The sequence below is a fragment of the Pseudomonas fluvialis genome, from assembly GCF_002835605.1.
Taxonomy (GTDB): Bacteria; Pseudomonadota; Gammaproteobacteria; order Pseudomonadales; family Pseudomonadaceae; genus Aquipseudomonas; species Aquipseudomonas fluvialis.
The window spans coordinates 61,100-83,977 of sequence record NZ_PIYS01000018.1; the positions used below are offsets into that span (position 1 = coordinate 61,100).

Annotated in this window: 28 protein-coding genes and 1 tRNA gene; 24 read left to right on the forward strand and 5 right to left on the reverse strand. The window is 64.3% G+C overall.

Annotated features, from left to right (window positions below; genetic code table 11):
* Positions 1–47: 47 nt before the first annotated feature.
* The 5 genes from CW360_RS09910 to hisB form a co-directional block, all read right to left on the reverse strand.
* Positions 48–803, reverse strand: a complete 756-nt coding sequence (locus CW360_RS09910; RefSeq protein WP_101193581.1) for a substrate-binding periplasmic protein — start codon at positions 801–803, stop codon at positions 48–50.
* Positions 804–922: 119 nt separating this feature from the next.
* On the reverse strand, positions 923–1,681 hold the full coding sequence (gene hisF / locus CW360_RS09915) for an imidazole glycerol phosphate synthase subunit HisF (RefSeq protein ID WP_101193582.1): 759 nt from the start codon (positions 1,679–1,681) through the stop codon (positions 923–925).
* A gap of 95 nt (positions 1,682–1,776) precedes the next feature.
* Complete coding sequence (gene hisA, locus CW360_RS09920) at positions 1,777–2,520, reverse strand: 1-(5-phosphoribosyl)-5-[(5-phosphoribosylamino)methylideneamino]imidazole-4-carboxamide isomerase (RefSeq protein WP_101193583.1); 744 nt, start codon at positions 2,518–2,520, stop codon at positions 1,777–1,779.
* A 123-nt stretch (positions 2,521–2,643) separates the two neighbouring features.
* The gene (gene hisH / locus CW360_RS09925; RefSeq protein ID WP_101193584.1) at positions 2,644–3,282 is read right to left on the reverse strand and encodes an imidazole glycerol phosphate synthase subunit HisH; all 639 of its coding nucleotides are present in this window, start codon (positions 3,280–3,282) and stop codon (positions 2,644–2,646) included.
* Complete coding sequence (hisB, locus tag CW360_RS09930; RefSeq protein ID WP_093984553.1) at positions 3,283–3,876, reverse strand: imidazoleglycerol-phosphate dehydratase HisB; 594 nt, start codon at positions 3,874–3,876, stop codon at positions 3,283–3,285. It lies immediately after the preceding gene.
* A gap of 123 nt (positions 3,877–3,999) precedes the next feature.
* Here hisB and CW360_RS09935 point away from each other — a divergent pair, with 123 nt between their 5' ends.
* The 24 genes from CW360_RS09935 to CW360_RS10045 all read left to right on the forward strand — a co-directional run bounded on the left by CW360_RS09935 (position 4,000) and on the right by CW360_RS10045 (position 22,874).
* The gene (locus CW360_RS09935) at positions 4,000–4,392 is read left to right on the forward strand and encodes an acetyl-CoA sensor PanZ family protein (RefSeq protein WP_101193585.1); all 393 of its coding nucleotides are present in this window, start codon (positions 4,000–4,002) and stop codon (positions 4,390–4,392) included.
* A 4-nt stretch (positions 4,393–4,396) separates the two neighbouring features.
* Complete coding sequence (locus tag CW360_RS09940) at positions 4,397–5,497, forward strand: NAD(P)/FAD-dependent oxidoreductase (RefSeq protein ID WP_101193586.1); 1,101 nt, start codon at positions 4,397–4,399, stop codon at positions 5,495–5,497.
* A 50-nt stretch (positions 5,498–5,547) separates the two neighbouring features.
* The gene (locus tag CW360_RS09945) at positions 5,548–7,764 is read left to right on the forward strand and encodes an AsmA family protein (protein ID WP_101193587.1); all 2,217 of its coding nucleotides are present in this window, start codon (positions 5,548–5,550) and stop codon (positions 7,762–7,764) included.
* Entirely contained in the window at positions 7,761–8,828 is a 1,068-nt protein-coding gene (gene mutY, locus CW360_RS09950) for an A/G-specific adenine glycosylase (RefSeq protein WP_093984549.1), read from the forward strand. The genes CW360_RS09945 and mutY overlap by 4 nt, the downstream gene beginning before the upstream one ends.
* Entirely contained in the window at positions 8,825–9,097 is a 273-nt protein-coding gene (locus tag CW360_RS09955; protein ID WP_093984548.1) for an oxidative damage protection protein, read from the forward strand. Before mutY ends, CW360_RS09955 begins: the two co-directional genes overlap by 4 nt.
* Before the next feature lie 86 nt (positions 9,098–9,183).
* Positions 9,184–9,259, forward strand: a tRNA-Phe gene (locus tag CW360_RS09960).
* 174 nt (positions 9,260–9,433) lie between these two features.
* Complete coding sequence (locus tag CW360_RS09965; protein WP_101193588.1) at positions 9,434–10,660, forward strand: tyrosine-type recombinase/integrase; 1,227 nt, start codon at positions 9,434–9,436, stop codon at positions 10,658–10,660.
* 427 nt (positions 10,661–11,087) lie between these two features.
* On the forward strand, positions 11,088–12,065 hold the full coding sequence (locus CW360_RS09970; RefSeq protein ID WP_157825285.1) for a hypothetical protein: 978 nt from the start codon (positions 11,088–11,090) through the stop codon (positions 12,063–12,065).
* Between the two features lie 169 nt (positions 12,066–12,234).
* Positions 12,235–12,459 carry a helix-turn-helix transcriptional regulator gene (locus CW360_RS09975; protein ID WP_101193590.1) on the forward strand — a complete coding sequence of 75 codons (225 nt, stop codon included), beginning with the start codon at positions 12,235–12,237 and terminating at the stop codon, positions 12,457–12,459.
* Complete coding sequence (locus tag CW360_RS09980) at positions 12,460–12,813, forward strand: hypothetical protein (protein ID WP_101193591.1); 354 nt, start codon at positions 12,460–12,462, stop codon at positions 12,811–12,813.
* Between the two features lie 299 nt (positions 12,814–13,112).
* A complete protein-coding gene (locus tag CW360_RS16910; protein WP_170307381.1) occupies positions 13,113–13,274 on the forward strand; it encodes a hypothetical protein in 162 nt (53 codons plus the stop codon).
* Positions 13,271–13,609 carry a hypothetical protein gene (locus tag CW360_RS09985; protein ID WP_101193592.1) on the forward strand — a complete coding sequence of 113 codons (339 nt, stop codon included), beginning with the start codon at positions 13,271–13,273 and terminating at the stop codon, positions 13,607–13,609. The genes CW360_RS16910 and CW360_RS09985 overlap by 4 nt, the downstream gene beginning before the upstream one ends.
* Positions 13,606–13,851 (forward strand): hypothetical protein, encoded by a 246-nt coding sequence (locus CW360_RS09990; RefSeq protein WP_101193593.1) that lies wholly within the window; start codon positions 13,606–13,608, stop codon positions 13,849–13,851. The genes CW360_RS09985 and CW360_RS09990 overlap by 4 nt, the downstream gene beginning before the upstream one ends.
* Positions 13,848–14,162: a hypothetical protein gene (locus CW360_RS09995; protein WP_101193594.1), complete on the forward strand. Its 315-nt coding sequence runs from the start codon at positions 13,848–13,850 to the stop codon at positions 14,160–14,162. The genes CW360_RS09990 and CW360_RS09995 overlap by 4 nt, the downstream gene beginning before the upstream one ends.
* A 5-nt stretch (positions 14,163–14,167) precedes the next feature.
* Positions 14,168–14,308, forward strand: coding sequence for a hypothetical protein (locus tag CW360_RS16810; protein WP_157825287.1), 141 nt, complete (start codon positions 14,168–14,170; stop codon positions 14,306–14,308).
* Entirely contained in the window at positions 14,296–15,168 is an 873-nt protein-coding gene (locus CW360_RS10000) for a toprim domain-containing protein (protein WP_101193595.1), read from the forward strand. Before CW360_RS16810 ends, CW360_RS10000 begins: the two co-directional genes overlap by 13 nt.
* Positions 15,165–16,913 carry a DUF927 domain-containing protein gene (locus tag CW360_RS10005; RefSeq protein ID WP_245874695.1) on the forward strand — a complete coding sequence of 583 codons (1,749 nt, stop codon included), beginning with the start codon at positions 15,165–15,167 and terminating at the stop codon, positions 16,911–16,913. Before CW360_RS10000 ends, CW360_RS10005 begins: the two co-directional genes overlap by 4 nt.
* A 2-nt stretch (positions 16,914–16,915) precedes the next feature.
* Positions 16,916–17,221: a hypothetical protein gene (locus CW360_RS10010; RefSeq protein WP_101193597.1), complete on the forward strand. Its 306-nt coding sequence runs from the start codon at positions 16,916–16,918 to the stop codon at positions 17,219–17,221.
* Positions 17,222–17,225: 4 nt separating this feature from the next.
* Entirely contained in the window at positions 17,226–17,891 is a 666-nt protein-coding gene (locus CW360_RS10015; protein ID WP_212633291.1) for a hypothetical protein, read from the forward strand.
* A 186-nt stretch (positions 17,892–18,077) separates the two neighbouring features.
* Entirely contained in the window at positions 18,078–18,263 is a 186-nt protein-coding gene (locus tag CW360_RS10020) for a hypothetical protein (RefSeq protein WP_101193598.1), read from the forward strand.
* 1,641 nt (positions 18,264–19,904) lie between these two features.
* Positions 19,905–20,678, forward strand: coding sequence for an ABC transporter ATP-binding protein (locus tag CW360_RS10030; protein WP_093984547.1), 774 nt, complete (start codon positions 19,905–19,907; stop codon positions 20,676–20,678).
* A gap of 12 nt (positions 20,679–20,690) precedes the next feature.
* Positions 20,691–21,443 (forward strand): ABC transporter substrate-binding protein, encoded by a 753-nt coding sequence (locus tag CW360_RS10035; protein ID WP_101193600.1) that lies wholly within the window; start codon positions 20,691–20,693, stop codon positions 21,441–21,443.
* A 49-nt stretch (positions 21,444–21,492) separates the two neighbouring features.
* Positions 21,493–22,188, forward strand: coding sequence for an ABC transporter permease (locus CW360_RS10040; protein WP_093984545.1), 696 nt, complete (start codon positions 21,493–21,495; stop codon positions 22,186–22,188).
* A complete protein-coding gene (locus CW360_RS10045) occupies positions 22,185–22,874 on the forward strand; it encodes an ABC transporter permease (RefSeq protein ID WP_093984544.1) in 690 nt (229 codons plus the stop codon). Before CW360_RS10040 ends, CW360_RS10045 begins: the two co-directional genes overlap by 4 nt.
* Positions 22,875–22,878 lie beyond the last annotated feature (4 nt).

Below are 22,878 nucleotides of genomic sequence, written 5' to 3' on the forward strand. Positions count from 1 at the left end.
ATCCTGCGAACAGTCACGCGGCCACGCTCCCTGGCCGCGCCGGGGCGTTACAGGTACTTGGCGACGATGCGCGCCAGGGCGCCTTCCGCCTGCATTTCCTGCAACGCCTGCTGGAGTTTGTTGACCACCTCATCCGGGGTCTGCGGGTTGAGGGCCAGGTACAGGTCAGTACCGTTGAAGCGCAGCACGGTCTTCAGCCCGCTGACACCCTCCTGTTTGGCCAGGTAACGCCCGGACAGGTCACCCGTGGCCCACAGGTCGATCTGCCCCTTCTGCAGCTTGCTGAGATTCTCCTGGTCACGCAGCGACGTGCTGAAAGGAATGCCTTCGGCCTGCAGATGCTGGGAAATCGCGTCGTCCTTGTAGGCGCCGATACGATAAGCACCCGCCTGCTGCAGGTTGTCCAGGCGGATGTTGCTGTCGGCGTTGGCCAACAGCACCCAGTCATCGGTACCCAGCGGCCCCACCCACTTGAACAGCGGGCCACGCTCGCGCAGTCGGGCAATCGTGAAAACCCCGTGATTGGGATTGTCCATGGCCATCTTGTAGATACGCGCCCAGGGGAAACGCAGGGTCATGTGGTAGCTGACCCCGGCGCGCTGGAACATCTCCTGTACCAACTCGACGGCAATTCCCTGCAACTGGTCTTCACGGGCAAAATTGCGCCCGTTGCTGGCCATGTTGTAAGGCGGGAAGTTTTCGGTCAGCAGAACGATTTCCGCGACAGGCGCATCCTCGGCCTGTGCCGGCAGCCCCAGCAACAGGCCCCAGACCAAAGACAGGCTCAGCAGTATCTTGTGCATGTGTTCCCTCCACGGCTTCCATAGCCTTGCAAAGGGCGCAGCTTAATCAGCGTCGGCGGCTTGCCAAGCCCATCATGCCCAAGCTGCGACCTGCGTCATGGCAAAACACCAGACGGCAGTCAACGTACCACGATACCGCGACTGGCCAGGTAGGCCTTGGCTTCCGGCACGCTGTATTCGCCAAAGTGGAAGATGCTGGCGGCCAGCACCGCGTCGGCCTTGCCTTCGAGGATACCGGCAGCCAGGTGTTGCAGGTTGCCGACGCCGCCGGAGGCGATCACCGGGATGCCCACGCTCTCGCTGATGGCGCGGGTCACGCCGAGGTCGTAGCCGCTTTTCACGCCGTCCTGATCCATGCTGGTCAGCAGAATCTCGCCGGCGCCGAGGTCTTCCATCTTCTTCGCCCAGAGCACGGCATCCAGGCCGGTCGGCTTGCGCCCGCCATGGGTGAAGATTTCCCAGCGACCCGGGGCAACTTTTTTGGCATCGATGGCGACGACGATGCACTGCGAGCCGAAGCGCGCGGCGGCCTCGCCGACGAACTCCGGGTTGAACACCGCGGCGGTGTTGATCGACACCTTGTCGGCGCCGGCATTCAGCAGGTTGCGGATGTCCTGCACGGTACGCACGCCGCCACCGACGGTGAGCGGGATGAACACCTGGCTGGCCATGCGCTCCACCGTGTGCAGGGTGGTGTCACGGCCGTCGACGCTGGCGGTAATGTCGAGGAAGGTAATCTCGTCGGCGCCCTGCTCGTCGTAGCGGCGGGCGATTTCCACCGGGTCACCGGCGTCGCGGATGTTCTCGAACTTGACGCCCTTGACCACGCGGCCATTGTCCACGTCGAGGCAGGGAATAATGCGTTTAGCGAGGGCCATGCGGGCCTCCCAATCCTGAATTCGCTGGAGGCTGGAGGCTGAAAGCTGAACGAAAAGGCAACTCGGCCATCGTCCAGCCTCCAGCCTCCAGCGCCTTATTCGTATTTCGCCTGCCGATCGCAGAAGGCTTGCGCCTCGGCGACATCCAGGGTGCCTTCGTAGATGGCACGGCCGGTGATGGCGCCGATGATGCCCGGCGAGCGCGCCAGCAGCAGCTTCTCGACATCGCCGAGGTTATGGATACCGCCGGAAGCGATCACCGGGATGCGGCTGGCAGCGGCCAGCGCGGCGGTAGCCTCGACGTTGCAGCCCTGCATCATGCCGTCTTTGGCGATATCGGTATAAACGATGGCGGATACGCCATCGGCCTCGAAGCGCTTGGCCAGATCAGTCGCCTGCACGCTCGACACCTCGGCCCAGCCGTCGGTGGCGACGAAGCCGTCTTTGGCGTCCAGACCGACGATCACCTTGCCCGGGAAGGCCTTGCAGGCGTCAGTGACAAACTGCGGATCCTTCACGGCCTTGGTGCCGATGATCACGTAGCTGACCCCGGCGCGCACATAGTGCTCGATGGTCTCCAGGGTGCGGATGCCGCCGCCGATCTGGATCGGCAGGGTCGGGTAGCGCTTGGCGATGGCGGTGACCACTTCACCGTTGACCGGCTGGCCTTCGAAGGCGCCGTTCAGGTCGACCAGGTGCAGACGGCGGCAGCCGCCCTCGACCCACTTGGCGGCCATGCTCACCGGGTCATCGGAGAACACCGTGGAGTCTTCCATGCGGCCCTGGCGCAGACGCACGCAGGCGCCGTCCTTGAGATCGATAGCGGGGATAATCAGCATTCGGATAGGTCCTGAAAAATCGAGAAAATGATTTCGCTGAAGGCTAAATGCTGAAGGCTTGACGAAAAAATGCCGCGCATATCGTCCAGCCTTCAGCGCTTGGCCTCGCGCGCAGCGCCGTCTTTACCAACGCCCATCCCAGCCGATGAAGTTCTGCAACAGCTGCAGGCCATGGGTATGGCTCTTTTCCGGGTGGAACTGCACGGCGAACTTCGAGCCGTCGGCCAGCGCCGCGGCGAAGTCCTTGCCATAGTGACCACGCCCGACCACCTGGGCGGGATTGCCGGAGTCGATGTAGTAGCTGTGCACGAAGTAGAAACGACCCTTGTTTGGGATCTCGTGCCACAGCGGGTGGTCGATCACCTGCTCGACTTCGTTCCAGCCCATGTGCGGCACCTTCAGGTGTTCGCCCCCTTCATACAGGTCCTTGCCGAAAAAGCGCACCTGGCCGGGGAACAGACCGATGCAGTCCACGCCATCGTTCTCCTCGCTGCGCTCCAGCAGGGCCTGCATGCCGACGCAGATGCCAAGGAACGGACGGTCAGCGCTGACCTCGCGCACCAGGCTGTCGAAGCCCAGGCGCTTGATCTCGGCCATGCAGTCGCGGATCGCCCCAACCCCGGGGAACACCACGCGGTCAGCCTCGCGGATCACCTGCGCATCGCTGGTCACCAGCACCCGGCCGGCGCCAACATGCTCCAGCGCCTTGGCCACCGAATGCAGGTTGCCCATGCCATAGTCGATTACTGCAACGGTCTGCACTTACAAGCACCCTTTGGTGGACGGCATCTGCCCGGCCATACGCGGGTCCAGCTCGATGGCCATGCGCAGGGCGCGGCCAAAGGCCTTGAACACCGTCTCGATCTGGTGGTGGGTGTTGTGGCCGCGCAGGTTGTCGATGTGCAGGGTCACCAGGGCGTGGTTGACGAAGCCCTGGAAGAACTCCTGGAACAGATCCACGTCGAAGCCGCCGACCACCGCGCGGGTGAAGGGCACATGCATCTGCAGGCCGGGACGACCGGAGAAATCGATCACCACGCGCGACAGGGCTTCGTCTAGCGGCACATAGGAGTGGCCGTAACGGGTCATGCCCTTCTTGTCGCCGACGGCCTTGGCGAACGCTTGGCCGAGGGTGATGCCGACGTCTTCCACGGTGTGGTGATCGTCGATATGCAGGTCGCCCTTGCAGTGGATGTCCAGGTCGATCAGGCCGTGACGGGCAATCTGGTCGAGCATGTGCTCGAGGAAAGGCACGCCAATATCAAACTTGGCCTTGCCAGTGCCATCCAGATTGATCGAGACCTTGACCTGGGTCTCCAGGGTATTGCGCTCGACGCATGCCGTACGCTCGGCCATGTGCAACTCCGGGATAAATGCTGCGGAAAGGCCGCCATTATAGGCCGGGCGCAGCGGGCCCGGCTACCGGCCGCCCGGCCAGCGGGTTTACACTCGCCCGCCTAGCCACCCGAGGACCGCCGCATGCCCGTTGTCGTCGAATTTGTCCGCCAGCCCAGCGCGCAGGATCGTCTTGACCTGGCGAAAATCTATGCCGAGGCACCCGACTGGCTGCTGGCCCCCTACAACGACGCACAACATCTGCTGGATAGCCTGCTGGACAGCGGCCAGTTGCTGGTCGGACGCTTCAACGACCGCCTGCTCGGTGCCGCCTGCGTGACGCGCGGCGCTGACGGCTGGCAGCTGTCACACCTCTGCGTCCGCCAGGTCACCCGGCGTCGTGGGGTGGCCCGGCGCCTCTACGCGGAGGCCTGCCGTCTGGCCGCTGAAGCCGGACAAGCGCTGCACTGGCAGGCGCCGCCAGGTCTGGACAGCGCACTGCAGGTCATCCTGCAGAGCAAGACCCAGGCCGGCTGAGCCGATGCACCAGGTCGACCTGCTGATCATCGGCGCCGGCGCCATCGGCCTGGCCTGCGCCGCACGTCTTGCATCGCCCACACGCAGCTGCCTGATCATCGAAGCGCAGGCGCTGATCGGCAGCCACGCCTCCAGCCGCAACTCCGAAGTCATCCACGCCGGTCTCTACTACCCACCCGGCTCGCTCAAGGCCAGCCTGTGCCTGGAAGGCCGCGAACGCCTGTATGCCTGGTGCGCCAGGCAGCACATCGCCCACCGCCGCCTGGGCAAGCTGCTGGTGGCCGTGGACGAAGAGGAGCTGCCCGCCCTGCAGCGTCTGGCCGAGAATGCCCGGGCCTGCGGCGTAGACGACCTGCAACCACTCGATGCCGCACAACTGCGCCAGCGCGAGCCGGCCCTGCGTGGTGTGGCCGCCCTGCACTCGCCGAGCACCGGCATCTTCGACAGCCACGCCTACCTGCAATCCCTGCTGGCTCACGCCGAACGACAGGGAGCGCAGCTGATCCTGCATACCCGCGCCACGCACCTTGAGCCATACGCCGGCGGCTGGCGGGTCAGCGGGCTGAGTGCCGGCGAGCCCTTTCAACTGCGCGCCGGCCAGGTGATCAATGCTGCCGGCTTCGCCGCACCCGAGCTGGCCCAGGCTACCCAGGGACTGACCGGCGTGCCTCGTCAGCATCTCTGCCAGGGACGCTACTTCAGCTACAGCGGGCGCAGCCCGTTCAGCCAGCTGATCTACCCGCTGCCAGCGGCCAACACGGCCGGGCTGGGCATCCACGCCACCCTCGACCTGGCCGGCCAGCTACGTTTCGGCCCCGACGTCCATTACCTGAGCGAACTCGACTACCAGGTGGATGCCAGCCTACGCGAGCCGTTTGCCGCTGCCATCGCCCGCTACTATCCGGGCATCGACCCGGCACGCCTGCAACCGGCTTACAGTGGCGTACGGCCGAAACTCAGCGGCGCCGGGGAACCGGCCGCCGACTTCGTCATCCAAACCCCCGGGGATCACGGCCTGCCCGGCCTGGTCAACCTGTTCGGCATCGAATCTCCGGGGCTGACTGCCAGCCTGGCCATCGCCGAACGCGTCGCCGCCGCCCTGTAAGGCAGCGGTATACTCCCCGCCCCGGACCCTGTTGAAACAAGGACTGCTTGATGAAAGCGCTCGGCAAAATCCTCGGCCTGCTGCTGCTTGGCCTGCTTCTGCTGCTGGTAGCCCTGGGCCTGGCACTCACTCACCTGTTCAATCCCAATGACTACAAGGACGAGATCAGCCAGCTGGCCCGCGATAAGGCCGGCGTAGAACTGCGCCTGCAGGGCGACATCGGCTGGAGCCTGTTCCCCTGGCTGGGCCTGGAACTGAGCGACGCAACCATTGCCAGCCTGCAACAACCCGAACAGCCCCTGGCACGGGTACGCCTGCTGGGCCTGTCGGTGCGGGTCATGCCCCTGCTGCGCCGCGAAGTACAGATGAGCGCCATCCGGGTCGACGGCCTGGAGCTCGACTTGCAGCGCGACGCCCAGGGCCGTGGCAACTGGCAGCAACTTGGCCAGGCGCAGACCGCAACGCCCAGCGATAGCCGTCCCGCTACTGGCGCGCAGCCCGCCAGCCCGCCGCCCGCCGCGCCGCAGAGCAGCACGCAGGCCGTGCGTCTGGACATCGACAGCCTGACCCTGAGCAACGCGCGGATTCGCTACCAGGACCTGGCCAGCGGCCAGCAGTACAGCCTGGAGGGTATCCAGCTGAGTACCGGGGCGATTACCGAAGGGCAAAGCATCCCGATCAAGCTGTCCGGCTTTTTCGCCAATAACCAGCCCGTGCTGCGCGCCAAGGCCGAACTCAGCGGCAAACTGCGCTTCGAGCGCAGCCTGCAGCGCTACCAGCTGGAAGACCTGCAGCTGCAGGGCGAAGCCTCCGGCGAACCCCTGCAAGGCAAGACGCTGACGTTCAGCAGCCAGGGCCAACTGCTGCTCGACCAGGCCGCCCAAATTGCTGAATGGAGCAGCTTCAAGCTCAGCGCCAACCAACTGCGTGCCATCGGCGAGCTGCGCCTGCGCGAACTGGACAAGGGCAGCCAGCTGGAAGGCGGACTATCCCTGGCCCCCTTCAACCTGCGCGAGTTCCTCACCGGCCTGGGCATCGAACTACCGGCGATGAACGATGCCGGCGCCCTCGAGCAGTTCGAACTGAGCACCCGTCTCAGCGGCAACAGCCAGAGCCTGAACCTGCAGGATCTCAAGCTACGCCTCGACGACAGCCGCTTCACCGGCCAGATCGCCGTCAGCGACTGGCAACGCCAGGCCCTGCGCCTGCAACTGCAGGGTGATCGCCTCGACCTCGACCGCTACCTGCCGCCAAAAGCCGCTGAACAACCCAGCCAGCGCCAGGGCGAAGTCCGCGAAGCGCTGGCCCGCGCCGGCAGCAGCGGCACCAGCGAACTGCCTGGCGCGCCGACCCAGCAGGCCTGGAGCCAGAGCGAGATGCTGCCCCTGGCCCGCCTGCGCCCGCTCGACCTGCAGGCCAGCCTGAGCCTTGGCCAGCTAAACTACGACGGCCTGCCGCTACGCAACCTGCAATTACAGCTGCACGCCAAACAGGGGCGTCTGACCCTTAAACAGCTGCGCAGCGAACTGTTCGACGGGCGCCTTGAAGCCACCGGCGAAGCCGATCTGCGCGAGCAGCCGATTCGCCTGAGCCTCAACAAAACCCTCAGCCGTCTGCCGCTGGAGCAACTGTTCAAAGCCCAGGGCGAATCGCTGCCGCTGCGCGGCCGTCTCGACCTGCAGGCTCAACTGACCACCCAGGGCAATAGCCAGCAGGCCTGGGTCGATGCCCTCAATGGCGACATGCGTTTCGCCGTGCTGGATGGCGTACTGCTCGATGCCAACCTCGAACAGCAGTTATGCCAGGGCATCGCCACGCTCAATCGCAAGCCGCTGAGCAACCCGCCAAGCGGTCGCGACACCCCGTTCCAGCGCCTCGATGGCAGCCTGCGCATTCGCAACGGCGTGGCCAACAACCCGGACCTGCAGGTGCGCCTGCCCGGCCTGAGCGTCAAGGGCCAGGGCGACATCGACCTGCGCGTACTGGGCATGGATTATCGTGCCGGCATCACCCTGGAAGGCGACCAGCGGGAAATGCCCGACCCGGCCTGCCAGGTCAATGAACGCTACCAGGGCATCGAATGGCCGCTGCGCTGCCGCGGCCCACTGGAGCTGGGCGGCAAGGCCTGCCGCCTGGACAAGGACGGCCTGGGCAAGATCGCGGCGCGCCTGGCCGGCAGCAAGCTGACCGAAAAACTTGAGGAAAAACTCGGCGACAAAGTCAGCCCGGAACTCAAGGACGCCCTGCGCGGCCTGTTCAAGCAATGACCACCCACACGTTCGCCGATGCCGTGCTGGCCTGGTATGACCAGCACGGCCGCAAGGACTTGCCCTGGCAGCAGGACATCAGCCCCTATCGGGTATGGGTGTCGGAAATCATGCTGCAACAAACCCAGGTCGCCACCGTGCTGGGCTACTTCGAACGCTTCATGCAGGCCCTGCCCAGCGTGCAGGCCCTGGCGGCGGCGCATGAAGACGAAGTGCTGCACCTGTGGACCGGACTGGGCTACTACAGCCGCGCCCGCAACCTGCACAAAACCGCACAGATCATCGTTACCCAGCATGCCGGGGAGTTCCCGCGCAGCGTCGAGCAACTGGCCGAGCTGCCAGGCATCGGCCGCTCTACCGCAGGCGCCATCGCCAGCCTGAGCATGGGGCTACGCGCAGCTATCCTGGATGGCAACGTCAAGCGGGTACTGGCGCGCTATGCCGCGCTGCCTGGCTACCCGGGGGAAAGCGCCGTGGCCCGTCAGCTATGGGCACTGGCCGAGCAGCTGACGCCCACGCAACGCGTCAACCACTACACCCAGGCGATGATGGACCTGGGCGCCACGCTGTGCACCCGCAGCAAACCCAGCTGCCTGCTCTGCCCGCTGCGCGACAGCTGCCGCGCCCACCAGCTTGGCTGCCCCAGCGCCTACCCAGAGCCCAAGCCCCGCCGGCAACTGCCCCAGCGCCAGACCCTGATGGCGCTGCTGAGCAATCCGCAGGGTGACATCCTGCTCTATCGCCGCCCTTCAAGCGGGCTATGGGGCGGGCTGTGGAGCCTGCCGGAAGTCAGCACGCTGGCCCACCTCGAAAGCCTGGCCAGCCAGCACGGTCTGCAACTGGGCGCGCGCCAGGCACTGCCCACGCTGAGTCATACCTTCAGCCACTTCCAGCTACACATAGAACCCTGGCTGGTGCACTGCCAGCAGGTTGCCCCGCGCATGGCCGAAGGCGACTGGCTCTGGTATAACCTCGCCAGCCCGCCGCGCCTGGGCCTGGCAGCCCCGGTAAAGACCCTGCTCAAGCGCGCCGCCCACGCATTGCCCGAAGGAGAGTCGCGATGACCCGCACCGTACTGTGCCGCAAGCACAAGCAAGAACTTCCCGGCCTCGATCGTCCGCCCTATCCTGGCGCCAAGGGTGAAGACATCTTCCAGAACGTCTCACGCCAGGCCTGGGACGAATGGCAGAAGCACCAGACCATGCTGATCAACGAGCGCCGGCTGAACATGATGAACGCCGAAGACCGCAAGTTCCTCCAGCAGGAAATGGACAAGTTCCTCAGCGGCGAGGACTACGCCAAAGCTGAAGGCTATGTGCCGCCCAGCGCCTGAGCATCGCTAAGCGCCCGGAATAATTAAATATTTTTCGGGCGCAGGGTTGACACTAGCGCACAAAGCCCGTTTAATTGCGCCCCGTTGCCCAGATAGCTCAGTCGGTAGAGCAGGGGATTGAAAATCCCCGTGTCGGCGGTTCGATTCCGTCTCTGGGCACCACCTTTCGTTTTCGGGTAGTGCCAGCATCACCCGAAACACCACAGAGAGCCCGCCCCGTGCGGGCTTTCTGCTTTCTGGGGTTCCCAGACCTTCCCTTGCAGGCCCAAAGGTTTAGGGACATTCTTAGGGATGTCGCCGGTTCGGTCATCACCGACATCCCTACGAAGGTGCCCAATGCCCCGCACAGTCACGCCCCTGAGCGATTCCACCATTAAGACCGCCAAGCCCAAAGAGAAGCTCTACAAGCTGACCGATGGCCAGGGGCTTTACCTGGAGATCAAGCCGAACGGCTCCAAGCTGTGGCGCTTCAAGTACCGATTCGACGGCAGAGACATGACCCCGCTGTCATTTGGCGCTTACCCTGACGTGCCTCTGGTGAAGGCCCGCCAAAGGCGCGCAGAAGCACGCCAACTGCTGGCGGATGGTATCGACCCCGGAGAGCAGAAAAGAGCCGCCAAGCAAGCCAAGAAGGTGGAAGGCGTCACCTTCGAGACACTGGCCCGTGAGTGGTACGGCTACAACGCGCCACGCTGGGCCGAAAGCACCGCATACAAGGCCAGGCTCTACCTGGAGAACGACCTGATCCCGAACCTGGGCCAGCAAGCGCTGGCCAGCATCACGCGCCCCGACCTGGTTGAACTGGTGCGCAAGGTAGAGGCACGGGGCACGCTGAACGCTGCCGGCAAGATACGCCAGTGGCTACACCAGATATTCCGCTATGGATTGGCAAAGGGCGTAGTCGATAACAACCCGGCCACTGATCTGGATGTTGTGGCAGCCCCACCCAAAGCAGCACGCCACCATCCATACATCCCGCTGGCTGAATTGCCCGAGCTGCTGACACGGCTGGACAAGGCCAACATCCACACGCATACACGGTGCGCCATTCGCCTGCTGATCCTGACAGCGGTACGGCCTGGTGAGCTGCGCGCTGCGCCCTGGGCAGAGTTCGACCTTGACGCAGCCACCTGGACGATCCCGAAAGAACGCATGAAGGCCCGCCGCCCGCATGTCGTGCCCTTGCCTCGCCAGGCCGTAGCCATCCTGCGCCAGCTCCAAGAGATCACCGGCACCTACGCCCTGCTGTTCCCCGGCCAGCAGAATGCAGACCGCCCCATGAGTGAAAACACCATCAACAAGGCGCTGCGCCTGCTGGGCTACGAAGGTCGCCAGACCGGACACGGATTCCGCCACCTGCTGAGCACCGAGCTGAACGGGCGCGGCTATAACCGCGACTGGATTGAGCGCCAGCTAGCGCACGGTGACGCCGACGAAATACGCGACACCTACAACCATGCCACCTACCTGGAGCAACGCCGGGAAATGATGCAAGCCTGGGCAGACTCTATCGACGCACTCTGCTCTGGTGCCAACGTGGTGAACATAAAGCGCCAGGCCTGAGCGGTTCCCCCGGTTCCCTGAAAACTCACGAAAGTGTAAGTCGCGGGCGACCCTTTCCGGCTCTGCCATAAGCCAGACCCTTGCAGACGTGTTTGCTGTGGTTCCACTTGTTTGGTGGTGGAACCGGGGGAACCGAGGGAACCACCAGCAACCACGGGCCTTGCAGCGGTTCCCCCAAGAAAACACACGGGGGAACCGGGGGAACCGGGCCATATCGGCACAGAGTGCCGGAACCAGCACAGAGTGCCAGAACCGACACGCTCCACCCGTGCGCGCCACCCGTGCGCGCCACGATTCGACAGCGCGCAAAACGTGCCGCAACACGGCGCGCCAGAGGCGTGGCCGCCTGCTGGTGACTTTAGGGAACGCAAGGGAATTGCTGTTAGGATTCCTGGCACTACTGTATGTCCACACAGGAATGGCATCAGTGCCAAACCAGTCACCACAACCTTTTGGCCGCATCCGCCTGCCGCAAGTGATCGAGGCATGGAGCGACGGCAGCCGGTTTAACCCTCGCCTGCTCGCCAGCGAGTTGGCTGGGGTGCTGCGCACCCTTGGCCCGGCCAACCAGGTCATAGACGCCGCCTTCGCCAGCGTCACCCTGTATGACCCAGCCACGGGTGCCGGCGGCATCACACTGGAAGCACTGGCCGCATACTTCGAGCAGCGGGCAGCTGGAATAACAGAGACAGCTGTGGAAACCGCAAGCGGCTCAGTCCAAGCCGGAGCCGTACTGCTGGCCCGTCACTGGATTGCCCGCCTTGAGCTTGAGGCCGAGTCGCGTGCCGAGCTGGCGGCAGCCTTACATCTTGCGGCACCAGCGCCAGCACCAGGCCAAGGGCCGCAACCGGCTACACAACACCAGCCGCCCTTGCCTGGAAGCGCCCCGGAATGTCTCGCACTGCGCCAAGCGCAGCAGCGTATCGAGGGTGAGCACAGCGCCAGCCACCGGCTAGAGGCTGCCGAGCAGAGGTGTGAACTACTGGCACGGGAAAACGAGCAGCTACGCGCCCAGCTCAGAGCCCAGGAACACCGCACCCAGCAGGCACAAGAAGCCGCAGAGCAGCACAGAAGGGACGCAGAGGATGACCGCCGAGCGCGCACGCTCTTGGAGGATCAACTGCGCGACCACGCCGGCATCCTCGCCTTTATGGACACCAGCAACCCGCTGGCCCCTGTAGAAGGGCAGCGCATGGTGGCCGCCTGGTGCGACCTGACAGAAAACGGCACAACAGACCCGACAGCCCGCAACGGCATAGGCATCGGAGAACTGGCTAAACGCTGGTGGCGGGATAACGTGGAGCCGCCGACTGAAAGTGTTGGCAAGCGTTTGTCATGGGCGCTTGCCTGGAAAGCACGGAAGAACGGGGGAGTTGTATCTAAGAAGAACACCCAAAAGGGGTGACAGGTTACAAGCCGCGCCCTGTCTGCCCCGCGCCGTTTTACCCACAGCGCAAACCCAAACCGGCCACCCCTTTTCTGCAAGCTGTCACCTGTTCCAGCCCCCTCTGCCCCGCCAGCATTTCAAGCGTGATTCCCCACAACGCCTTGAAATACCCCCGGAGGGACAAGCAATGGCAGCCAAAACCAGTTCAACCCAAACCGCCCGCCACTTCATCAAGCGCCAGGCCGTGGAACAAATCACCGGTCTTTCGTGCTCCGAGATTTACCGCCGCATTGCCGCTGGCACATTCCCTAAGCAGATCAACCTGGGCCCCAAGTCCGTGGTATGGATCGAAGCCGAAGTGATGGCCTGGTGCGACGACCGCATTGCAGCCTGCCGTGGGGAAGCCGCTTAAATGAAAAAGGCCACCCGTTCCGAGAAACAAGGCAGCCAGTCGCAGGGCAACATTATCACCAACAGCCAGCCGCTGGCACCCAGCAAGATTGCTCGCATTCTTGGGCACCTGCTGCACACTGGCCCGCTCAATCGCTTCGAGGCTGAGCGCATCGGTGACCACTGCCTGAACAGCACAATCAGCGACCTGGCCAATGACCACGGGCTGACTTTCAAGCGCACACCAGAGAAGGTGCCCAACCATTGGGGGCAACCCTGCGACGTGATCCGCTACAGCCTGCCACGCAGCGAGCGCCGCCATGCCCAGCGCGTGCTGGACATGCTTTGCCGCAAAGGCCGGAAGGTGGCCGCATGAATGCCTCCCCGCCCCTGCCAGCCGTTGCCAAGCGCCAGCGTTGCCGCTATGGTGTGCCCGTCGCGGTAAATCCCGTGGCCGACCTTGGCCGGTCGAATCACTCAAGGCGCACAAGCGCCCACCATCCGAATGCTGGCGCTTTTTTTGTGTCCGCCTCTTCGAGTTATGGCGGCTGTGCGCGGGACACCTTCGGGTGTGCCGGGTGCCTTGAGTCCCGGTCGGCCAACCCGCGTACAGCTGCCACCCTAACCTGCTTGGCCGCAGGCGGTGACAGCTCCACTACTCAAGGAGCTACACCCATGCACAACACCCTCAATCCGTCCCGGCTTCGCGCCGCTGCCCATCGCCGCATGGCCTTTGCCGCACTGCGTGCCGATTCCTCTGCCGCCACTCGCCTGGCCCGTTATCAGCATCACATAACCAAGGCCCGTGCCCTGGAAGCTGTAGGGGGTGCGCAATGAGCCAGGCCAACACCGCCGCCAACGTGGCGCAGGATGCTATCGACCTGCTGAACGCCACCACCGAGCAACTGGACATGCTCGCCGCCACCCTGCGCGCAATCCGCAAAGCCTACCCGGTAGAGTTCGCCAACCTGAGAGACGGCATTCGCAGCGGCCTGCTTGATGCTCGCCACCTGACCGACCTGGGCTTGGGTGCTTTGGCAGACTGGCGCGATTTTATGACCGCGCAAACCGGCGACCTGACCACCCAGCTGGACTACGCCCGGGAGATTGCAGAGCAGGCGCAAGCCGTCCGCACGCCATCCGGACACGATGCAGAAGGGGGTGCGCAATGAGCCGCATAACCGACCGCCAAGCGTTCGAAATGATCCAGCAGCGCGCCGAAGTGCTGGCGAGCGCCGGCAAGGGCTTGGAGGCAATAGGCCGGCTGCTGGGGGCTGATGACTCCGAGCACGAGATATCGGAAGAAGACCGCTACGGCCTGGCGCACGCTGTGGCCGCAATCGGTGCGCTTGTCTTCGAGCGTGCAAATGAAGCGTGGGGCTATGCCGCGCCTGACCGGGAGCAATGGACATGAGCACCATGCCAAACAGCACCACCCGGGGCCATGTGGTCACCGTCTGCCATTCCGGTACCGGGCGACGCCGCGAACTGCCCCCGCTGACAATCGGAGGGCTGGCGCTGGAGCTGGCCGAAATGCTCCGCAGCAGCCTGCCTGCTGCCCTGGTGGCCATTGTGCGGATTGACCTGCGCCATGCCGACCGAGCAGAGGCCGAGCAGCACACCGAAGCCATCAAGCGCCTGGTAATCGAGGCGCGGCAAGCCGAGCAGCCAGGGCACGCCTTCCTGGTCGCCACCGGCTACTGGCAAGCGACCGCAGGGGAGTAATCACCATGCACACAAAAAACGGCACCGCTGTGCCGATGGGCTCGGCTTGCCTGAAAAAAGCCAGCGCCCTGTTGCTGGCGCTGCAACCTGCTGGCGCTGACCTGGTGCTGCTGCTTGGGCTGGAGGTGTTGTTATGGATGGCTTGAGCGATTTCCGCGCAGCCCTGCAAGCCGCCTGGGGGCCTTTGGATTGGCTACCCGTTGCGGATGGGCATCTGCACCGCGTACACGTCCCAGGCGACCGCCCCGGCACTCGCAACGGCTGGTACGTGCTTCACCTGGACGGCCTGCCCTGGGGATCGTTTGGCAGCTGGAAAACCGGCACCAGCCACACCTGGAGCAGCCGAGCACCTGCCACCCTGCTGGAGCGTGAGCACCTGCGCCAGCGTATCGAGCAGGCCAGGCACCAGCGAGAGGCCGAGCAGCACCAGCGCCAGCAGGCCGCAGCAGAGCGTGCCACCCGCCTGTGGCGCGACGCTCGCCGCGCCGATCCTGCGCACCCTTACCTGGTCGCCAAGGGCTGCCGCCCGCACACCCTGCGCCAGCAGGCTGGCCAGTTGCTTGTGCCGCTGAGTCGTGACGGGCAGTTGGTGAACCTGCAACGCATAGACCTGGACGGAGCCAAGCGCTTCTTGAGTGGCGGCCTGATCAAGGGCTGCTGCTCAACCTTGGGCAGCATCGCAGCCGGCCAGCCGCTGTACCTGTGCGAAGGCTGGGCAACCGGGGCCAGTATCCACGAAGAAACCGGCGCAGCCGTAGCGTGCGCCATGAATGCCGGCAACCTGCTGGAGGCAGGCCGACGCCTGCAACGCCGTCACCCTGACGCGGTGCTGATCATCGCCGGCGACGATGACCGCCAGACCGAGGGCAACCCAGGCCGCACCAGTGCTGTGCGAGCGGCTGCCGCCCTGGGCTGTGGCCTGGTGCTGCCCGAATGGCCAAGCCGTGCGCCCGTCACCCTGTCTGACTTTAACGACCTGCGCCAATGGCGGGAGGCCCACGCATGAGCAACGCCCAAGAGAAGGCCAGCATTCTACAGCTGGTAAGCGAGCCGGTTGCCCCTGACATCGACCGGCCAGGCTTTCGGGTCTATGACCACCCCGTCACCACCAGCACCGGTAACAAGCTGCGCGCTGGCGTCTACTGGCACGGCCAGCGACCTGGCAAGGGTGACGCCGCGCCCGCACCGTTCGACCATTGGGTGTGCTCACCCTTGCATGTCTCTGCCGTCACCAGCTGCAACGGTGCCCACTTCGGGCGGCTGTTGAGGTTCCGCAACACGCTGGGGCAATGGCGGGAATGGGCCATGCCCATGGCCATGCTGAGCGGTAGCGGGGAGGATTTGCGCCGGGAACTGTTGAGCATGGGGGTAGAGATAGACCCGGACGGCTTCAAGCAGTTGAACCGGTACATTCAGAGCCAGCACCCAGACCGCCAGGTCACCGCCGCCAGCACCACCGGCTGGCATGGTACGGAGCTGTTCATCATGCCGGGGGAGAACATCGGCCAGGGGGACGCCATTTTGCAAAGCGAGCTGGCCAACCTGGATGACTTCACCAGGGCCGGCAACCTGGACGGCTGGCGCGATAACGTGGCCCGTTTCAGTGCCGGCAACCCACTGTTGATCCTGGGCATCTGCACTGCCCTGGCTGGCCCCTTGCTGTACCCAACGCGCCAGCAGAGTGGCGGGATCAACTTGCACGGCAAAAGCAGCACCGGGAAAAGCAGCATCGCCCAGGCCGCGGCCTCGGTTTGGGGGCACGGTGAGCAGTTGCTGCGCACATGGAACGCAACCGGCAACGGCCTGGAGGGGATCGCCAGCCAACGCAATGACACCCTGCTGGCACTGGACGAACTGGGGGAGTCTGACCCGGCCAAGGTTGGCGATATTGTCTATGCCCTGGCCAACGGCACCGGGCGCGCCCGCGCAACCCGCACCGGGGGCGCACGCACCACCAACCGCTGGCGTGTGTCGCTGCTTTCATCCGGGGAGCTGACGCTGCCTGCCAAAATGGCCGAGGCCGGAAAACGCAGCAAAGCGGGGCAGGAGGTGCGGCTGCTGGACTTGAGCGCCGCCCGCCGTCACGGCTGCTGGGATCATCTACATGGCCACCCCGATGGGGGCAGCCTGTCCAAGGCAATAAAGCGAGCCAGCGTCACCCACTACGGCCACGCCGGGCCCGCCTTTGTCCGCCACCTGCTGGACGGTGAGGGCCTGGACGGGCTACCCGAAGCCCTGACACTGCTACGCGCCCAGTACCAGCCCCGCAACAACCTGGAAGGCCGCGCAGCAGATCGCTTTGCCCTGCTGGCGCTGGCCGGTGAACTGGCTATCGGGTGCGGCTTGCTGCCACTGAAGCCGGATGCCGCCCGCTTGGCCATGCTGGAGCTGTTCGCCAACTGGCAAAGCGAGCGCAGCGCCGACCCAAGCGAGGATGCTGCCATAAAGGCCCTGGTGCTGGAGTTCATCACCCGCCATGGGGAAGCGCACTTCTCTGAGCTGGGCCGTGATAGCGCCCCTGTCCGTGACCGTGCGGGCTGGTGGCGGGAGGATGCCGGGCGGCGCACCTGGTTGCTGACAAGCGAAGGGCTAAGGCGTGCCGTGCCAGGCTTCGAGCAGCGCACCGTGCTGGAAGTACTGGACGCTGCCGGATGGCTCACCGAGCGGGGCGAAGGCGGCAAGCGCGCCAAGCAGGTTAAGGCTGACGGGCAGAGCCAGCGCCTTTACCACCTGCAACCACGGGAGGCTTAACCATGGCTGGCGCACGGCAACTGCTCCAACGGCTACAGACTGCCCCGGTCACGCCGGAGGGTTCACAGCAGCTGCAAAAAACCGTGCACCTGGCACCTGCCTGCCCCAGTAACGACATGGCGGCAACGCACCTGCCCGGCGCTGTGGCCGCTGACACGCCAGCCCCTGGCAAACATACCCGCAGCGCCTGGCAGGTCATCCGTGCCGGTGAGCCAGTCGGGTACATGGTCGGCCAGCCAATGACCTATGACGAAGCCCTGACCATTGCGCGCTGGCGCTGGGCAGACGCCGATATTCTGGAGAGTTGAATCTATGTCACTTGTACAGAACCTGGCCCTGATAAGTCAGAAGCCAAACGCCACCCCCCGTGACGCCCTGACCATCGCCAGGCGCGTGTGCCGCCTGCTCTGCGAAGTGCGGGAAGCCATCGGCAGAGAGCGCCGAGCCATGCGCCGCCAGGCTGCTAAATTGCGCCAGTTCGAGCCGTTCACCAGGCAAGCCGCTGACGACATCGAGCGCCAGGCCGGCGAACACCGACGCAGCGAACTGGAGAGCGCCCTTGCTGTGCTGCTGGACGTGGGCAGGGTGCTGGTGCTGGATCGCCAGGGCCTGGCCGCTGTGCTGGGCTTCGAGGCGCTGGCCGACCTGCTGAACATCAACCAGGCAGACCGCCCCAGGGCCCGCCGCGAAGGGTGGCACACCTTCTGTGACCTGGTGGCTATCCACGACCTGGAGAACAGCGCAGAGCCTCGCAGCAAGGCATGGGGCGAAGGCAGCCCGCTCTATCAAGCGTGCCTGCTGGCCACCATGGACTTTATACGCACAGCCCCGGCGCAGGCCCTGCCTGATCCGTTCGCGCCGGGTGGCCCGTTCTATGGCGCTGTTGCCCATGCTGTGAACGCTGACGGCAGCGTGACTATCCGTCGCCCCGCGCTGGTTGTGCATGATGCCCACGGCAGCCGAGTAATCGAACGCTAAGGCGCTGTTCCTGCATTTCTGCAAAAAGCACCCGCACCAGCACTGGCGCGGGCTGTGGCCGTTTTTTGTATTTCTGCATGGAGAGGGTGAAGGAAGGGGAAAACCGGGATCGCCCCCGCAATTAAGCAGGGCATTCATGGCGCTGCAAGTGGCCTACACTCCACAGGCAGACAAGGAGGTCACGCCATGCACAGAGACACCCACACCAAGCCACAGCGCCAAGACTTGGCCGCCCTGCTGGAGCAGACCCGGCAGGCAGTCGAGCGCTACCGGCGATTGCATCCCGACTGGCAGCCACGCGCCAAGGCATCAAGCGCCACGCGACAGGGTGAAGCCGTGGCCAACGCAGTACACGACACCCAGCAAGGCTGAACGAATCGTTCACCCACAGGGCAGCCAGCACCTGGTCATATCGCCAAGCGCAGCAGTTCCAAGCACTCACCCCAAGGGCACGCACCTGGTGCTGGCGTATCGGTTCCCCCGGTTCCCCCGCGTGTTTCCCTGGGGGAACCGCTGGAGGCCGCGCCAGTGCTGGCGGTTCCCCCAGTTCCCCCGGTTCCCCCACAAACTAAGCAACACCGCGCCAGCACCAACCAGCCCCACAAGGACGGGCAGCGGCAAGGTGGCAGCCCCCCTGCTTTAGGTTCTGCCGGACGGGGGGTGCCTTGCGGGTAATTCGAGCCCCGCCCCGCCGCCATGTATGAGAATTTTTCGGGGGTTGGTTGTTGTGTTGTTATTGCCCACCAGGCCGCACCAGCCCGCGCCCAGGGCAGCGGGCATACAGCAACCTAGCACCCGCCCAGTTAGGCCGAGCGCAGCAGCTCCAAGCACTCACCCCAAGGGCACGCACCCGGTGCTGGCGTATCGGTTCCCCCACAAGGGCGGGCTGCGCATGAGCAAGCAAGGCAGCAGGCCAGCGGCATGGCTACCGATAGCGCCAGCCAATCGCAAAAGGTACTCCCATAGGGGGGCATGATGAGGGTAGTTCGAGCCCCGCCGCCGCACTACATACGGGCCAAGCCCGCACCCCCGGTTCCGGTTCCTCTTCACCTGATAGCCAAAGGCCCGCCCTGCAAGGCCCCGAGGCAGGCAGCCAGCCGGAAGCGCGAACCGAGCAACAACACAGCGGCAACCAGGGCAGACGGGAGGGGGGAGGGCAAAAAGTCTGGCCCGAGGGAATGCCCGAACGACAGGGGGAGCCTTTTTTGCGCGTCTCCAAAATTCACGTTTTGCCCCTGGGGAAACTGGCCACCCTTGCGCGCACCAAAGCCCCATCTTCCCCCACTGGGGGAATACCTCGACAGCCTGGCCACCCTTGCGCGCACCAAAGCCCCCCTTTGGTGAGGGAGATTTACCCCAGGGCAAGCAGGCCAGCCAACTGCCCCGCCCGGCACAGCGCCGTAACGGTGCGGTAACGGCGCGGTAACGGTTAACTAACCGTTACCGGCAACCCTGTGCGCCACACTGACGGAAATGAAACAAACCAACCCGGCAATGCGTCCGGTTGGTAATCGGTGGGACTGTTCGGGCATAATCCGCGCCGAACTTTTAGGGTACTTTTGTTTTTAGGGATGTTCTTAGGGATGTCGAAGAAAACGAGAACCGAAAAAGTCCAGCAGCGATAAGGGTTTACGCTTCTGGTTTGGTTCCGTCTCTGGCACCACTCTTACGTTTGAGCGGCCTTGCCGATCAAACACTTAAAACCCGCCTAGTGCGGGTTTTTTGTTGTCTAGGGTGCTTGCCAGCCGCGACCACCCGTCGCGCAGCCAGCACCAGCCAGATCAGCTAAAGTGCCAGCCGCGCGCGCTGCCCGGCATTCTTTGCCCCTGGCGACAGGCAGCTGCAACAATGCGACAGCCCAGGCCCGGTAACCCGGCTCAACGCCCATGCGGCTTGGCGCTGGGCAAAACGCTATGCTAGCTTGACCGCCAGCAAACCAGTGGATCGCCCGGCCGCTGCCACTTCTGCCAGGAAGGCACATACACCCATAACCAGCCAACAAAGAGAATCGCCATGGCCGAGGCCACCCCCGCACTGGAAGTTCGCAACCTGCACAAGCGCTACGGTGACCTGGAGGTGCTCAAGGGCATTTCCCTCACCGCCCGCGACGGTGATGTGATTTCCATCCTCGGCTCCTCAGGCTCCGGCAAGTCGACCTTCCTGCGCTGCATCAACCTGCTGGAAAACCCTCACCAGGGACAGATCATCGTCGCCGGCGAAGAACTCAAGCTCAAAGCGGCGAAGAACGGCGAGCTGGTCGCCGCCAGCCACAAGCAGATCAACCGCATCCGCAGCGAGCTGGGTTTCGTGTTCCAGAATTTCAACCTCTGGCCGCACATGAGCATCCTCGACAACATCATCGAGGCACCGCGTCGCGTGCTGGGCCTGAGCAAGGCCGAAGCGATCGACAGCGCCGAAGCCCTGCTGGCCAAGGTCGGTATTGCCGACAAACGCCACAGCTACCCCAACCAGCTGTCCGGCGGCCAGCAACAACGTGCAGCTATCGCGCGCACCCTGGCCATGCAGCCCAAGGTCATCCTGTTCGACGAGCCCACTTCGGCACTCGATCCGGAAATGGTGCAGGAAGTCCTCAGCGTTATCCGTGCGCTGGCCGAAGAAGGCCGTACCATGCTGCTGGTGACCCACGAGATGAACTTTGCCCGCCAGGTATCCAGTGAAGTGGTATTCCTTCACCAGGGCCTGGTCGAGGAGCAAGGCCCGCCCGACCAGGTGTTCGACAACCCCCAGTCGGCCCGCTGCAAGCAATTCATGTCCAGCAATCGCTAACGGAGCTCCACCATGCAGAACTACAAGAAGATCCTGCTCGCTGCTGCTGCCACCCTGGCCTTCGGCGCCCAGGCCGTTGCCGCGGAAAAACTCAAGCTCGGCACCGAAGGCGCCTACCCGCCCTTCAACCTGATCGACGCCAGTGGTCAAGTCGGTGGTTTCGACGTGGAAATCGGCCAGGCACTGTGCGCCAAGATGGCGGTTGAGTGCGAAGTGGTCACTTCCGACTGGGACGGCATCATCCCGGCACTGAATGCCAGGAAGTTCGACTTCCTCATTGCCTCCATGTCGATCACCGAAGAGCGCAAGGCTGCAGTCGACTTCACCGAGCCCTACTACACCAACAAGCTGCAGTTCGTGGCGCCCAAGGATGGCGAATTCAAGACCGACAAGGCCAGCCTCAAGGGCAAGGTGATTGGCGCCCAACGCGCGACCATCGCCGGCACCTGGCTGGAAGACAACCTCGACGGCGTGGTCGATATCAAACTGTACGACACCCAGGAAAACGCCTACCTCGACCTGTCGTCCGGACGCCTCGACGGCATCCTCGCCGACACCTTCGTGCAATGGGAATGGCTGAAAAGCGATGCCGGCCAGTCCTTCGAGTTCAAGGGTGAGCCGGTCTTCGACAACGACAAGATCGGCATTGCCGTACGCAAGAACGATCCGCTGCGCGAGCGCCTGAACAAGGCCCTGGCGGAGATCGTCGAAGACGGCACCTACAAGAAGATCAACGACAAGTACTTCCCGTTCAGCATCTACTGATGCCACCGGCCGGGGCCTCCGCCCCGGCCCTGCCTTGCGTAGTTAAGCAATGACCCCAGACCTTCACGGATTCGGCCCGGCCCTGGCTGCCGGCACCTGGATGACCATTCAGCTGGCCCTCGCCGCGCTGGCGGTCGGCCTGGTGCTGGGCCTGCTCGGCGCCCTGGCCAAAACCTCCTCCTACAAGCCTCTGCAATGGTTGGGCAGCAGCTATTCGACCATCGTACGTGGCGTGCCGGAGCTGCTCTGGGTACTGCTCATCTATTTCGGCACGGTCGGCCTGATGCGTAGCCTGGCCGACTGGCTGGGCCTGGAAAGCCTGGAACTGAACGCCTTTGCCGCCGGCACCATCGCCCTTGGCCTGTGCTTCGGCGCCTATGCCACAGAGGTCTTCCGGGGTGCCATCCTGGCCATTCCCAGAGGTCATCGCGAAGCCGGTCTGGCCCTGGGCCTGTCGCGCCCGCGCATTCTCTGGACGATCATCCTGCCGCAAATGTGGCGCATCGCCCTGCCAGGCCTGGGCAATCTGTTCATGATCCTCATGAAGGACACCGCGCTGGTTTCGGTGATCGGCCTTGAGGAAATCATGCGTCGTTCGCAGATCGCCGTAACGGCCAGCAAAGAGCCCTTCACTTTCTACATGGTTGCCGCCTTCATCTACCTGGGGCTGACCATCCTCGCCATGACTGGCATGTACTTCCTGGAAAAACGAGCCAACCGCGGCTTCGTGCGGAGCGCGTCATGAACTGGGACGTCATCATCAAATGGTTGCCACGCCTGACCGAAGGCGCCTTGCTGACCCTGGAACTGGTCGCCATCGCGGTGATCGCCGGCCTGCTGCTGGCCATCCCGCTGGGTATCGCCCGCGCCTCGCGCCACTGGTATGTGCGCGCCCTGCCCTTTGGCTACATCTTCTTCTTCCGCGGCACACCACTGCTGCTGCAGCTATTCCTGGTGTACTACGGCATGGCGCAGTTCGATGTGATCCGCCAGGGGCCGCTGTGGCCCTACCTGCGTGACCCTTACTGGTGCGCCATCATCACCATGACCCTGCATACCGCAGCCTATATCGCAGAAATTCTCCGAGGTGCCATCCAGGCCATCCCCCCCGGCGAAATCGAAGCTGCACGCGCTCTGGGCATGGGCCGCCGCCAGACCCTGCTGCACATCATCCTGCCGCGCGCTGCACGCATCGGCCTGCCGGCCTACAGCAACGAAGTGATCCTGATGCTCAAGGCCAGCGCCCTGGCCAGCACCATCACCCTGCTCGAACTGACCGGCATGGCGCGCACCATCATTGCCCGCACCTACCTGCCGGTAGAAATCTTCTTTGCCGCCGGCCTGTTCTACCTGTTGATCGCCTTTGTCCTGGTCCAGGCCTTCAAGCTGCTCGAACGCTGGCTGCGCGTCGATGCCTGCCAGGGCCGCTGAGAAC

Excerpts from the sequence above, each read along its gene's own strand:
- CW360_RS09910 (WP_101193581.1), bottom strand. The coding sequence starts at position 803 with ATGCACAAGATACTGCTGAGCCTGTCTTTGGTCTGGGGCCTGTTGCTG.
- hisF (WP_101193582.1), bottom strand. The coding sequence starts at position 1,681 with ATGGCCCTCGCTAAACGCATTATTCCCTGCCTCGACGTGGACAATGGC.
- hisA (WP_101193583.1), bottom strand. The coding sequence starts at position 2,520 with ATGCTGATTATCCCCGCTATCGATCTCAAGGACGGCGCCTGCGTGCGT.
- hisB (WP_093984553.1), bottom strand. The coding sequence starts at position 3,876 with ATGGCCGAGCGTACGGCATGCGTCGAGCGCAATACCCTGGAGACCCAG.
- CW360_RS09935 (WP_101193585.1), top strand. The coding sequence starts at position 4,000 with ATGCCCGTTGTCGTCGAATTTGTCCGCCAGCCCAGCGCGCAGGATCGT.
- CW360_RS09940 (WP_101193586.1), top strand. The coding sequence starts at position 4,397 with ATGCACCAGGTCGACCTGCTGATCATCGGCGCCGGCGCCATCGGCCTG.
- CW360_RS09945 (WP_101193587.1), top strand. The coding sequence starts at position 5,548 with ATGAAAGCGCTCGGCAAAATCCTCGGCCTGCTGCTGCTTGGCCTGCTT.
- mutY (WP_093984549.1), top strand. The coding sequence starts at position 7,761 with ATGACCACCCACACGTTCGCCGATGCCGTGCTGGCCTGGTATGACCAG.
- CW360_RS09955 (WP_093984548.1), top strand. The coding sequence starts at position 8,825 with ATGACCCGCACCGTACTGTGCCGCAAGCACAAGCAAGAACTTCCCGGC.
- CW360_RS09965 (WP_101193588.1), top strand. The coding sequence starts at position 9,434 with ATGCCCCGCACAGTCACGCCCCTGAGCGATTCCACCATTAAGACCGCC.
- CW360_RS09975 (WP_101193590.1), top strand. The coding sequence starts at position 12,235 with ATGGCAGCCAAAACCAGTTCAACCCAAACCGCCCGCCACTTCATCAAG.
- CW360_RS09980 (WP_101193591.1), top strand. The coding sequence starts at position 12,460 with ATGAAAAAGGCCACCCGTTCCGAGAAACAAGGCAGCCAGTCGCAGGGC.
- CW360_RS16910 (WP_170307381.1), top strand. The coding sequence starts at position 13,113 with ATGCACAACACCCTCAATCCGTCCCGGCTTCGCGCCGCTGCCCATCGC.
- CW360_RS09985 (WP_101193592.1), top strand. The coding sequence starts at position 13,271 with ATGAGCCAGGCCAACACCGCCGCCAACGTGGCGCAGGATGCTATCGAC.
- CW360_RS09990 (WP_101193593.1), top strand. The coding sequence starts at position 13,606 with ATGAGCCGCATAACCGACCGCCAAGCGTTCGAAATGATCCAGCAGCGC.
- CW360_RS09995 (WP_101193594.1), top strand. The coding sequence starts at position 13,848 with ATGAGCACCATGCCAAACAGCACCACCCGGGGCCATGTGGTCACCGTC.
- CW360_RS16810 (WP_157825287.1), top strand. The coding sequence starts at position 14,168 with ATGCACACAAAAAACGGCACCGCTGTGCCGATGGGCTCGGCTTGCCTG.
- CW360_RS10000 (WP_101193595.1), top strand. The coding sequence starts at position 14,296 with ATGGATGGCTTGAGCGATTTCCGCGCAGCCCTGCAAGCCGCCTGGGGG.
- CW360_RS10005 (WP_245874695.1), top strand. The coding sequence starts at position 15,165 with ATGAGCAACGCCCAAGAGAAGGCCAGCATTCTACAGCTGGTAAGCGAG.
- CW360_RS10010 (WP_101193597.1), top strand. The coding sequence starts at position 16,916 with ATGGCTGGCGCACGGCAACTGCTCCAACGGCTACAGACTGCCCCGGTC.
- CW360_RS10015 (WP_212633291.1), top strand. The coding sequence starts at position 17,226 with ATGTCACTTGTACAGAACCTGGCCCTGATAAGTCAGAAGCCAAACGCC.
- CW360_RS10020 (WP_101193598.1), top strand. The coding sequence starts at position 18,078 with ATGCACAGAGACACCCACACCAAGCCACAGCGCCAAGACTTGGCCGCC.
- CW360_RS10030 (WP_093984547.1), top strand. The coding sequence starts at position 19,905 with ATGGCCGAGGCCACCCCCGCACTGGAAGTTCGCAACCTGCACAAGCGC.
- CW360_RS10035 (WP_101193600.1), top strand. The coding sequence starts at position 20,691 with ATGCAGAACTACAAGAAGATCCTGCTCGCTGCTGCTGCCACCCTGGCC.
- CW360_RS10040 (WP_093984545.1), top strand. The coding sequence starts at position 21,493 with ATGACCCCAGACCTTCACGGATTCGGCCCGGCCCTGGCTGCCGGCACC.
- CW360_RS10045 (WP_093984544.1), top strand. The coding sequence starts at position 22,185 with ATGAACTGGGACGTCATCATCAAATGGTTGCCACGCCTGACCGAAGGC.